The 11440-nt window shown below is 65.4% G+C and carries 9 protein-coding genes; 6 read left to right on the forward strand and 3 right to left on the reverse strand.

What is annotated here, in order from left to right:
* Nucleotides 1–59: 59 nt before the first annotated feature.
* Nucleotides 60–572: a hypothetical protein gene (locus SR858_RS27355; RefSeq protein ID WP_019924538.1), complete on the forward strand. Its 513-nt coding sequence runs from the start codon at nt 60–62 to the stop codon at nt 570–572.
* 121 nt (nt 573–693) lie between these two features.
* Here SR858_RS27355 and SR858_RS27360 read toward each other — a convergent pair whose 3' ends face one another.
* The 3 genes from SR858_RS27360 to SR858_RS27370 all read right to left on the reverse strand — a co-directional run bounded on the left by SR858_RS27360 (nt 694) and on the right by SR858_RS27370 (nt 4458).
* A complete protein-coding gene (locus SR858_RS27360) occupies nt 694–1698 on the reverse strand; it encodes a lipid A deacylase LpxR family protein (protein WP_322534200.1) in 1005 nt (334 codons plus the stop codon).
* Between the two features lie 189 nt (nt 1699–1887).
* Nucleotides 1888–2448: a hypothetical protein gene (locus SR858_RS27365; RefSeq protein ID WP_019924536.1), complete on the reverse strand. Its 561-nt coding sequence runs from the start codon at nt 2446–2448 to the stop codon at nt 1888–1890.
* Between the two features lie 72 nt (nt 2449–2520).
* Nucleotides 2521–4458, reverse strand: coding sequence for an acid phosphatase (locus tag SR858_RS27370; protein WP_019924535.1), 1938 nt, complete (start codon nt 4456–4458; stop codon nt 2521–2523).
* 120 nt (nt 4459–4578) lie between these two features.
* Here SR858_RS27370 and czcI point away from each other — a divergent pair, with 120 nt between their 5' ends.
* From czcI to SR858_RS27395, 5 genes are all read left to right on the forward strand, one after another.
* Complete coding sequence (gene czcI / locus SR858_RS27375) at nt 4579–4950, forward strand: cation efflux protein, CzcI family (protein ID WP_019924534.1); 372 nt, start codon at nt 4579–4581, stop codon at nt 4948–4950.
* 134 nt (nt 4951–5084) lie between these two features.
* Nucleotides 5085–6326 carry a TolC family protein gene (locus tag SR858_RS27380; protein WP_019924533.1) on the forward strand — a complete coding sequence of 414 codons (1242 nt, stop codon included), beginning with the start codon at nt 5085–5087 and terminating at the stop codon, nt 6324–6326.
* Nucleotides 6323–7585 (forward strand): efflux RND transporter periplasmic adaptor subunit, encoded by a 1263-nt coding sequence (locus tag SR858_RS27385; RefSeq protein ID WP_019924532.1) that lies wholly within the window; start codon nt 6323–6325, stop codon nt 7583–7585. Before SR858_RS27380 ends, SR858_RS27385 begins: the two co-directional genes overlap by 4 nt.
* A gap of 13 nt (nt 7586–7598) precedes the next feature.
* Nucleotides 7599–10721 (forward strand): efflux RND transporter permease subunit, encoded by a 3123-nt coding sequence (locus SR858_RS27390; protein WP_019924531.1) that lies wholly within the window; start codon nt 7599–7601, stop codon nt 10719–10721.
* An 83-nt stretch (nt 10722–10804) separates the two neighbouring features.
* Nucleotides 10805–11212 (forward strand): hypothetical protein, encoded by a 408-nt coding sequence (locus SR858_RS27395; RefSeq protein WP_019924530.1) that lies wholly within the window; start codon nt 10805–10807, stop codon nt 11210–11212.
* Nucleotides 11213–11440: the final 228 nt, after the last annotated feature.

Below are 11440 nucleotides of genomic sequence, written 5' to 3' on the forward strand. Positions count from 1 at the left end.
GGATGCCCCTAGAATCGATGAGGACGATTCCCGTATTTTCTTCATTTCCAGGACACCCCATGAAAAAACTGATGCTAGCCTTTGGCGTGGTTCACGCCATCACCGCCCTGCTGTTTGCCGCCGGCGGCATATGCCTGATCGTGATCGGCGCCCAGATCGGCTGGGAGGCCATGTCGGCCGGTGAAGCCGGATTGACCGCCGCCCAGGACGTGATCGAGGCGATCGGCATCCTGGCCGCCGCCGTGGTGGCCTTGCAGATCGCCGAAACCATCGTCGAGGAAGAAGTCGTGCGCGATGCCGACATCAGCGCGCCCACCCGCGTGCGCCGCTTCCTGTCGCGCTTTTTCGTGGTGGTGGTCGTGGCGCTCGGTATCGAGGGTTTGGTGGCGACATTCCACGCCGTGCACGATGACTTGAGCGAACTGGTTTATGCGGCAGCCCTGATCGGCAGCGTCGGTATCCTGCTGGCGGCATGGGGCGTATTCGTGCACCTGAACCGCTCGGCCGAGGAGCTGGAACCCGATGCGATGCAGGATGCCAAGAACGAGGACGAAAAAATCACGGGCGAATAAGAACCAATAAGAACCAATAAGAACCCAAGCGTCACTGGCGTGCTGCCAATCCACAGCCGCCGGTATAACGGGCCGGATCTCGCCAAAGATCCGGCCCGTTCTTGTTGACCGGTTTGACCGTTCAGCGCAGTGCAGTCGTATAGGTCAGCGACCCATACGCCTTGCGCCGCCCGCTGCCCGTGGTCAGCGCGCTGGTGTTTTGCAGCGAGAACGACAGCGACGAGTCACCCCAGCCATAGGCGATGCCGGCCTGGCCGATCACCTGCGATTCGCGCAGCTCGGCGCGGGTGCCGCCCGGCGGCAGGTCGTTGCTGATGCCGGCGTGCGAGAAGAAGTGGTCGCCGTGCACGGCCAGGTACGCCATCCAGCCACGGCCGAAAATCAGGGGATCGCCGCTGCGCGCCAGTTGCCGCACCGACGACGCGTAACTGCGCTTGAGCGACGTGCCATACCGCAGCATCACGCTGCCGCCCACTGATGACAACATATTGCCGGCCTCGGCGCCGCCAAGCACGATCGCGTCCAGCGAAGGCGCCGCGCTGTTGCCGTCGCCGCTGGCAAAGCGCATCGCGCGGTAGCGCTCGATGCCGTACAGCAGCCGGTTCGAGACCTGGCTGTCCCAGCCCTGGGGGCGGGTCGATCCCGTGATGCGGTGGATAAAGGTCTGTGCCTGGCGCGCGCCCGACGCGGGTCCGATCATGCCGAGGTTGAGGCTGAACATGTCGGCCACATCGCCTTGCACCGACACCTGCGCCGCGCGCACCCACAGCGCGCCCAGGTATGGCGCGTCCATCGGGTTCGGCTCCCTGGTGGTGATGTCGCGCGGGGTGATCATGACCTGGTTGAGCGAGACCGACGTCATCGCCGCCGGTCCCACGGCCAGGAACGGCGCGACCGGCGCCAGCAGCCAGTGCGGCGCCAGTTCCGTTTCGCCGGGCGCCGTGCTGCGCACGTAGGCGATGGCCAGGCCGTTGGTGTAGCCGCCACCGTCGGTACCGGCAAAGACATCGTTTTGCAGCATCGCCGCCAGGTGCTTTTCCTCGGCACGGGCAGTGCCGGTAACAGCGAGGGTGCTCAAGGTGAACAAGGCAAAGGAAATGCGTGCGGCAAGTGGTGTCGGTGTCATGATGAATAGAAGGAAGGGATGGTTGGCGGAATGCCGAGGCCATACCATCGAGTCTGCGCACCGGCCTGAGCCCGGTCAAGCGAACGTGGGCCGCGAGCGTGAGAAAGGACACCGTGCAGGGAAAATAGTCATCATTTTGGGAGAGGCGCAGCGCACCCTGGGTGAGCGATCTCTCATCTCAAAGGCCGGTTACCTCGATTTCGGCTTGCGCGCGATGATGTCGGCGATCTGCTTCTTTTCCTTGTCGGTAGCCTTGCGCAGCAGCGTTTCGTGCTGCTCGGCCACCTCCAGCGCGCGCTCGATGTCGGGCGTGATCGCCGCCGCCTTGCCGATGCGGTAGGTGACATAACCGGTCACCAGGCAGGCCGCCAGCGCGCAGGCGATATAGCCGGCGTTCCACCAGGCGGCGCGGCCGTGGGCGCGATGGAGGTCGCTGCAGACGTGCTCGGCCTGCCTGGTGACGGCGGTCAGTTGCGCCACGGACGCGGCCACTGCCTTGGTGGCCGCTTCGGTCGCCGCGCGCGCGGCTTCGCTGGCGCTGGCTTCCACGATGGCAGCGGCGCGCGCCTCCACCTGGGCGGCTGCGGCGATGCGGTCGTCGATCTGGTTGAGGCTGATATTCGCCATGCGGATCAGCTTGTCGCAGCTGGCCACCTGGCGCGTAAAATTTTGCAGGTCCGCCTGCAAGCGTTCGGCCTGGGTGTTGAAGAACTCGCCTTGCGGATGCGCGGTCAGGTCGTCTTTGTTCATCAGGGCTTCCGATAGAAAAGGGGCGTGCTGCACACCGTGCAACACGCCCCTATCATACCGTTTTGGCGCCGCTTAGTTGGTGACCGTCAAAGTCAGGGTCGTACCGCTATAGGTTGGCGTCACCTTGGCAAAGCCCGCCACCGTGATGGTGGTGAACGTGCCTTGCAGGCGGCCAGCGCCGAGCACGGTGATGGTGTCGCCTGCTTTCGGCTTGTAGCTGCCCGGGAACTTGATGCTCAGCGCGCCGCCGCCGATGGTGGCGTCGCCAGCCACGGTCAGGCCGGCCTGGGTAGCGGACAGGGCATTGATTTCCAGCACAGTGGCGCCGGCCAGCTGGGTGTACTTGGCGGCCTTGACCGGGGTCGCCGCATTGGCGACCAGGGTGCCGCCACTCACGTACACGTCACCGGCGCCAAACGCGGTGCTCGAGATCGCTTCCAGGATGCCGGCGGTCAGCTCGGTGCCGCCGGTCCAGGTGTTGTTGCCGCCCAGTTTCAGCGCGCCCGTGCCTTGCTTGACCAGCTTGCCGGTGCCGCTGATGTTGTTGCGCCAGCGGTCGGCCGCGTTGAAGCCGCCCTTCGATGCATCCATGTTGACCACGACATTGCCCTTGAAAGCGGCATAGCCGTCGGCTGCCGCGAACAGGTTCAAACGGCCCCAGCCTTCAGCATCGTCCATCACCGGGTAGCCGGAAGCGAGGGCGGTGGTTTTGAGTACCACGCGGCGCTGCTCCGCGCTCAAATACGGCAAGCGGGTTTCGATCAGCACCTCGGCGCCCTTCGGCACCACTGCCGCTGCCGTGGTGCTGGCGATCTGCGGGAAGCCGTAGGTGCTGCGGCGGATGTAGTTGGCCTTGTTGGTGGCGTAGTCGGCAAAGCGGTCGGTGCTCAGCGTGCCCGATTGCGCGAACGACGCGTACGTGGTGGCGGTGGTGGACGTGGCCGCCATCAGCGTGGTGTGGGCCTGGGCGTAGGCGTTGGCTTTCAGGGCCTGGTTGGCCGGGTCGGCCAGGTTGCCGGCGACGACAGCCTCGCCGTGGATACGGCCGCTCAACACGTCCAGCGGCGAGTGCATGCCGGCCAGGATGCGCGATTCGCCCAGTTCCAGGCCACGGCTCAAGATTTCCTGGAAGCGTTCCGGCACCACGTAGGCCATCGCCAGCGCGTTGCGCATCGCTTCGGCCGAGTGGCCGCTGGTGAACCCGCCGTCGGTGGCCGGGGTGCTCGAACGCGCTGGCAGCAGCGCCGGCACCACCTGCACCGCGCTGCTCCAGCGGAACGGACGCGCATACTTGTAGAAGCGCTTGGCCGGTTCGGTCGAACCGTTGGCGCCGACCATGTTGACGAAATCGACCACGGTGCCGAAGTTGGCGTTGGCGGTGCCGCCCACGCCGTTGTTGTTGCCGCCGTCGTTGTACAGCACGGTGGTGGCGTCGGCCGGCACGTTATTGATGGTGGTAGTCTGCTGCGTCGAGGCGCGCCAGGCGGCGGTCAGCGGGCCCATCGCATCGGTCACGCTGTAGCCCTTGCCACGGCGGTCGTCGAAGTAGGCCAGCGTGGTCTGCTCGGCGGTGCGGCCGGTGGTGGCCTTGACCACGTAATCGATATTGTAGTTGTGGACGGTGGCGTTGCGGATGGTGCCGCCGTTGGTGCCATCGTTCGGCACGCCGGTCCAGGCGGAGGCGGCGACGGCAGGGAAGGTGCCCACGGCCGGGGCGGTCTGGCCCGCATCGACCAGCTGGGTGAGCGGGGTCCAGATGTCGAGCATGCCGGCCAGCACGCGCACGCCGGCGTTGGTTTCGAGCGTGGCATAGCGGGCGTCGCCGCGCTGGTTGGTGGCGATGGTGTCCACAAACGCGGTCACGCTTGGTACCGGCGCCGTATCGGCCGCACCCTGGTCGGCCGGTGCGGCCGGAATGACCAGCGGGCCTTCATGGTAGGTGCCACCGCAGGCGCTGAGCGCGACGGCGATGCTGAGGGCGAGGATGAGCGGGCGTGGCGAAACTTGCATGTCGAGTCCAGGGCGGATGAAGGAGGCCATAGGGTAATGACTGGATATGACGTGCTTGTTACAAGCGGGGGTGCCGGATGAAAAAAATTCTCGCCTGACGTTGTTTGCTACAATGGCCCGGTGAAAAAACTCCTGCTCATTTTTCTGCTGACCATCTTGCCGATCCAGTACGCCTGGTCGATGGCGGCCGTCTATTGCCAGCACGAGGAAAGCAGCCAGCAGCATCCTGCCACCCATTTCGGTCATCACGGTCACCAGCACCAGGCGCAAGCCGGCGACGATGACGACGATGGCGATGACCAGCAGCCGGGCAAGACCAAGGCCCACAGCGACTGCGAAGTCTGCCACCACGCGGTGCAGGCCTCGGTGCTCGACGAGCACGGCGTGGCCGCACCGGTCACCGCCACCGGTTACGCGCCGCCGCTCACTCCCCAGTATCTATCCCATATTGCCGAAGGGCCGCCCCGGCCCAATTGGCTGCTCGTTGCTTAGAACCTGTTTCGGTAGGGAAGAGGCGCGCAAGCAGCGCCTCATTCCCTGCCGCGACAGGTTCTCCAGCGACGAGACGTTCGTTTAACCCCTGACGCCACCGTCTCGTCGAATTTCCCTTTATTCTGGAGAATTCGATGGTCAAGTATTTCCTGCCGCTCTGTGTAGCGGCATGGCCGGCGTTCGCGCTGGCCGCATCTTTCAATCTGCCCGCATCGGAGCCGGCCGCACCGCTCACCTTGCAGACTGCGCTGGCGCTGGCTGCCGACGCCAATGCCGACCTGTCGGCCGCCCGCCACGAGCTGTCGGCCACCGACGGCGCCGTGCAACAGGCCGGCCTGCTGCCCAACCCCACGCTCGAAGTCGAACGTGTCGATCGCAAGCGCGCCGACGATGTCCGCGAAACCACGTTTTTGATCAGCCAGCCGCTGGAACTGGGCGGCAAGCGCGGCGCCCGCGTGCAGGCCGCCGAGCGTGGCCGCGACAGCGCCGCTGCCGCGCTCACCGCGCGCCAGGCCGAGATCCGCGCCAATGTGATCGACGCCTGGTTTGCCGTGCTGGCCGCGCAGGAGCAACTGCGGCTGGCCCAGGAATCGTCGGAACTGGCGCAGCGCGCGGCGCAAGCCACCGGCCGTCGCGTGGTCGCCGGCAAGGTCTCGCCGGTGGAGGAAACGCGGGCCAAGGTGGCGGCCGCCTCGGTCACGCTGGAACTGCTGCGCGCACGCAGCGAACTGGCGGTGGCGCGAAAAAAATTGTCGGCAATGTGGGGCAACCCGTCGCCACGGTTTGAAAAAGCCGATGGCGATATCGACCAGTTGCCGGCGCTGCCCGACCAGGCCATGCTGCACCACCGGCTGGCGCAGGCGCCGGCGATGGCGCTGGCGCGCTCGGAACTGGCCAGCCGGCAGTCGCTGGCGCAGGTGGAGCTGTCCAGGCGCGTGCCGGACGTCACCCTCAACCTGGGCAGCAAGCGCTCGGAGGAACTGGGCCGCTCGCAATTGATCGTGGGCTTCTCGGTGCCGCTGCCGCTGTTCGACCGCAACCAGGGCAATGTACTGGAGACTGCGCGCCGGGTGGACAAGGCAAGGGATGAACTGTCATCGACCGCGCTGCGGCTGGACTCGGACCTGGCGCAGGCGCGCGAGGATTTCGACCTGGCCCGCGAGCAGGCGCTGGCGCTGCGCACCGACATCGTGCCCGGCGCCCAAAGCGCCTACGCCGCCGCCACGACCGGCTTTGAAAACGGCAAGTTCGGCTTCCTCGACGTGCTCGATGCCCAACGTACGCTGCTCGACGCCCGGTCCCAATACCTGAACGCCCTGGCCCAGGCGCACCGCGCCCATGCTGCCATCACCCGCATCCTCGGAGCAGAACAATGAACAAGAAACAAAAAATCATCATCGCCGTGATGGCGGTCATCGGCCTGCTGCTGGCCGCGTGGATCCTGGCGCCGAAACAGGCCGGCGAGTCGCACGACGACCACGGCCACGATGGCAAGGAAAAAGCGCCGGCCAAGGCGGCCGCAGCGCCGCCTGCGGGTGAACTCGCGCACGCGGATGGAGAGGTCCCGGAAAAAATCGTCCTCGATGCCGCCCAGGTAAAAGCCGCCGGCATCGCGCTGGCCGCCGCCGCGCCGGCAAAAATCAGCGTGGTGACATCGCTGCCCGGCGAGATCCGTTTTAACGAAGACCGCACCGCCCACGTGGTGCCCAAGCTGGCCGGCGTGGTGATGGAAGTGCACGCGGACCTGGGCCAGAGCGTGAAACAGGGGCAGGTGCTGGCGGTGATCGCCAGCAGCGGCTTGTCCGACCAGCGCAGCGAGCTGCTGTCGGCGCAGCGCCGCCTGGCCCTGGCATCGACCACGCTCGAGCGCGAAAAGCGCCTGTGGCAGGACAAGATCTCGGCCGAGCAGGACTATTTGCAGGCGCAGCAGGCCATGAGCGAGGCGGAAATCGCGGTGCAGAATGCGCGCCAGAAGCTCAGCGCCATTGGCGCCGGCGTTGGGTCTGGTACCGGTTCCGGCTCCGGAAAAAACCTCAATCGACTGGAACTGCGCGCGCCATTTTCTGGCGTGGTGATGGAAAAACACCTGGCGCAGGGCGAGGCGGTCAAGGAAGACGCCATCGTGTTTACGCTGTCGGACCTGTCCACGGTGTGGGCCGAAATTGCCGTGCCGCCGCGCGACCTCAACCTGATGCGAGTGGGCGAGACGGTCACCGTCAAGGCCACCGCCTTTGCCGCCGAAGCCAAGGGCAAGATCATCTACGTGGGCGAGCTGCTGGGCGAGCAAACCCGCACCGCCAAGGCGCGCGTGGCGCTGGCCAACCCGGACCGCGCCTGGCGCCCGGGCCTGTTCATCACGGTCGATGTGCTCTCCGGGTCTGCCAATCGTAACGCCAATGCGGCCGATGCGGCGGTGGCCGTGGCGTCCGACGCGGTGCAGATGGTCGAGGAAAGGCCGGTGGTGTTCGTCGAAACAGCGGGGGGCTTCCTGGCGCAGCCGGTAAAGCTGGGGCGCAGCGACGGCAAGATGACCGAAGTGCTGGCCGGCCTTAAGCCGGGCGTGCGCTACGTCGCTACCGGCAGCTTCGTGCTGAAGGCGGAGCTGGGCAAAGACAGCGCCGAACACACCCACTGAGACCGGAGACCCTATGTTCGAACGTCTGATTCAATTCGCCATCGGCCAGCGGTCGCTGGTGATGCTGGTGGTTGCCGCCATGGCGGCGCTGGGCATCTACAACTATCAAAAGCTGCCGATCGACGCGGTGCCCGACATCACCAACGTGCAGGTGCAGATCAACACGTCGGCGCCCGGCTACTCGCCGCTTGAAACCGAGCAGCGCGTGACCTTCCCGCTCGAAACCGTGATGGCCGGCCTGCCGCACCTCGAGCAAACCCGCTCGCTGTCGCGCTACGGCCTGTCGCAGATCACCGTGATCTTCAAGGATGGCACCGACATTTTCTTCGCCCGGCAGATGGTCAATGAACGCCTGCAGGAAGCGCGCAACCAGCTGCCGGCCGGCGTGTCGCCGGCGATGGGGCCAATTTCCACCGGCCTCGGTGAAATCTACCTGTGGACGGTGGAAGCGAAAGAGGGCGCCAAAAAAGCTGACGGCACGCCATACACGCCCACCGACCTGCGCGAGATCCAGGACTGGATCATCAAGCCGCAGCTGCGCAACGTGCCGGGCGTGACCGAGATCAATTCGATCGGCGGTTACGCCAAGGAGTACCAGGTGGCGCCCGATCCGCAGCGCCTGGCATCGTATGGGCTGACCTTGCAGGACGTGGTGGCGGCGCTCAACCGCAACAACGGCAACGCCAGCGCCGGCTACATCGAAAAGCGCGGCGAGCAGTTGCTGGTGCGCGCGCCGGGACAGGTGCAGTCCTTGGACGACATCCGCAACATCATCCTGGCCAATGCCGGCGGGGTGCCGGTGCGCGTGCGCGACGTGGCCGAGGTGCTGATCGGGCGCGAGCTGCGTACCGGGGCGGCCACCGAAAATGGTCGCGAGGTGGTGCTGGGCACGGTGTTCATGCTGATCGGCCAGAACAGCCGCGCCGTATCGCAGGCGGTGGACCAGAAAATGGTGGAGATCAACCGCAGCCTGCCGGCCGGAGTAGAAGCGATCACCGTGTACGACCGCACCGTGCTGGTGGACAAGGCGATCAACACGGTCAGGAAAAACCTGCTGGAAGGGGCGGTCCTGGTGATCGCGGTGCTGTTTGTCTTCCTCGGTAATATCCGCGCGGCGCTGATTACCGCCATGGTGATCCCGTTGTCGATGCTGTTTACTTTTACCGGCATGGTCACCTTCAAGGTCAGCGCCAATCTGCTGAGCCTTGGTGCGCTGGACTTCGGCATCATAGTCGATGGCGCGGTGGTGATCGTGGAGAACTGCGTGCGTCGCCTGGCGCACGCGCAGGCGCAGGCGGGTCGCAAGCTCACCCGCGCCGAGCGGTTTGTCGAGGTGTTCGCGGCAGCGAAGGAGGCGCGCCGTCCGCTGCTGTACGGCCAGTTGATCATCATGGTCGTGTACCTGCCGATCTTCGCGCTCACCGGCGTGGAGGGGCGCATGTTCCACCCGATGGCGCTGACGGTGGTGATGGCGCTGGCTGGCGCCATGCTGCTGTCGATCACCTTCATTCCGGCCGCCGTGGCGCTGTTCATCGGCGACAACGTGGTGGAAAAGGAGCACAAGCAGCTGGGGGCCTGGTATGGCCGCGTGCTCGAACGCGTGCTGGCCAATACGCCGGTGGTGCTGGCGTTTGCCGGCATCGCGGTGGTGCTGTCGGTGCTGCTGGCCACGCGCCTGGGCAGCGAGTTCGTGCCGAGCCTGAACGAAGGCGATTTCGCCATCCAGGCGCTGCGCATCCCCGGCACCAGCCTGACGCAGTCGGTGGCAATGCAAAAACAGATCGAGGTCACGCTCAAGAACAAATACCCCGAGATCGACCGCATTTTTGCGCGCACCGGCACGGCGGAAATCGCATCCGACCCGATGCCGCCGAATATTTCGGATGGCTACATCATGCTCAAGCCGCAGTCGGAGTGGCCCAAACCTCGTAAAACGCGCGACGAGCTGCTGCAAGATATCCAGGCCACGCTGGCGCGCCTGCCCGGCAACGGCTACGAGTTCTCGCAGCCGATCCAGCTGCGCTTTAACGAATTGATCTCGGGCGTGCGCAGTGACGTGGCGGTCAAGCTGTTCGGCGACGACACGCAGGTGCTGAACGACACCGCCGCGAAAATCGCCGCCACCCTGGGCAGCGTAGCCGGCGCCGCCGAAGTGAAGGTGGAGCAGACCACCGGCCTGCCGATGCTGACCGTGCAGATCGACCGCGAGAAAACCGCGCGCTATGGCCTCAACGTGGGCGACGTGCAGGACACGATTGCCACCGCCATCGGCGGCACCGAGGCCGGTACGCTGTTCGAGGGCGACCGCCGCTTCGACATCGTGGTGCGGCTGCCGGACGCACAGCGCCAGGACCTGGAAGCCTTGCGCCGGCTGCCGGTGCCGCTGCCCAGGGGCGCGGCTGGCGTCAACTTCATCCCGCTTGGCGAGGTGGCCAGTTTCACCATCGCGCCCGGTCCCAACCAGATCAGCCGCGAGGACGGCAAGCGCCGCGTGGTCATCAGCGCCAATGTGCGCGGGCGCGACATCGGCTCGTTCGTGGCCGAGGCGGAAAGCACGCTGCGCACCCAGGTCCAGGTGCCGCCCGGCTACTGGACTGCGTGGGGCGGCCAGTTCGAGCAACTGCAGTCGGCGTCGCAGCGCCTGCAACTGGTGGTGCCGCTGGCCCTGGCGCTGGTGCTGATCCTGCTGTTTGCCATGTTCGGCAGCATGAAAGATGGTTTGCTGGTGTTTAGCGGCATCCCGTTCGCGCTCACCGGCGGCATCGCCGCGCTGGCGCTGCGCGGCATCCCGTTGTCGATTTCGGCGGCGGTGGGCTTTATTGCGCTGTCGGGCGTGGCGGTGCTCAACGGCCTGGTGCTGATTTCGTTCATCCGCAAGCTGCGCGACGACGGCCTGACGGTGGAGCAGGCGATCCGGGCGGGCGCGCTGGGCCGGCTGCGGCCGGTGCTGATGACGGCGCTGGTGGCGTCGCTGGGCTTCGTGCCGATGGCGCTGGCCACCGGCACCGGCGCCGAGGTGCAGCGCCCGCTGGCGACGGTGGTCATCGGCGGCATCCTGTCGTCCACTGCCCTGACTTTGTTGGTGTTGCCATTGTTGTATCGGCTGGTGCATGGCCGCAGCAGGCAGGCAGCCTGAGGCCAACCCGGTGCGCGCAGCAGTGTACAAACGGTACAATCTGCGGCGCGCACCGGGCGCGGCCTTATTGAAGAGATCACCAGATGCAGGAATTTGAAAAATGGCTGGCGCGGGTATTGTTACTCAATAGTGCGCTGGCGCTGGGCGTCAGCCTCGGTTTGCTGGGCGAGCCGCAATATGGCGACGCGCTGGCCGTGCTGTTCGGCGTGGCCATGCTTGGCTTCCTGGCGGCGGTGCTTTCGCTCAAGCGCATGATCAGTGGGCTGATCGGCGGCATTCTCTATTACCTGCCCCAGGTGGGCAGCTATTTCCCCTACGACGGCAGCTGGCAGTTCAGCGTCAAGGCGGGCGTGAGCCTGGGCCTGGTGGCGCGCTTCGGCCACGGCGTGTTCGTCCTCAACATGGTGGCGCTGGCCTTGTTGGCCGCCACGGCGGTGATGCTGGCCTGGCGCCTGCGTCGCCGATCCCCTCCAGCGTCTTCAGCACGCTGAACCCCTACCCAACAGCAAGTCATTGCACTGTCACAATATTAATGCAGAGTATCATTTCACAAAGTTACAGAAGTGAAATACTGTTACGGAAACGATGCTTTATTGCCATTAATCAAGGTTAATTCTGTGAAAGTAATGCAAGGTAGTCGATTTTGCATCTTTATTGCCCCCTAAATATTGCCGAAAAGTTGGTTGCGGCAACGAGACACGGCATCAAATAAATTCTTT

The organism is Duganella zoogloeoides (genome assembly GCF_034479515.1).
Lineage (GTDB): Bacteria > Pseudomonadota > Gammaproteobacteria > Burkholderiales > Burkholderiaceae_D > Rugamonas > Rugamonas zoogloeoides.

Excerpts from the sequence above, each read along its gene's own strand:
- SR858_RS27355 (WP_019924538.1), top strand. The coding sequence starts at position 60 with ATGAAAAAACTGATGCTAGCCTTTGGCGTGGTTCACGCCATCACCGCC.
- SR858_RS27360 (WP_322534200.1), bottom strand. The coding sequence starts at position 1,698 with ATGACACCGACACCACTTGCCGCACGCATTTCCTTTGCCTTGTTCACC.
- SR858_RS27365 (WP_019924536.1), bottom strand. The coding sequence starts at position 2,448 with ATGAACAAAGACGACCTGACCGCGCATCCGCAAGGCGAGTTCTTCAAC.
- SR858_RS27370 (WP_019924535.1), bottom strand. The coding sequence starts at position 4,458 with ATGCAAGTTTCGCCACGCCCGCTCATCCTCGCCCTCAGCATCGCCGTC.
- SR858_RS27380 (WP_019924533.1), top strand. The coding sequence starts at position 5,085 with ATGGTCAAGTATTTCCTGCCGCTCTGTGTAGCGGCATGGCCGGCGTTC.
- SR858_RS27385 (WP_019924532.1), top strand. The coding sequence starts at position 6,323 with ATGAACAAGAAACAAAAAATCATCATCGCCGTGATGGCGGTCATCGGC.
- SR858_RS27390 (WP_019924531.1), top strand. The coding sequence starts at position 7,599 with ATGTTCGAACGTCTGATTCAATTCGCCATCGGCCAGCGGTCGCTGGTG.
- SR858_RS27395 (WP_019924530.1), top strand. The coding sequence starts at position 10,805 with ATGCAGGAATTTGAAAAATGGCTGGCGCGGGTATTGTTACTCAATAGT.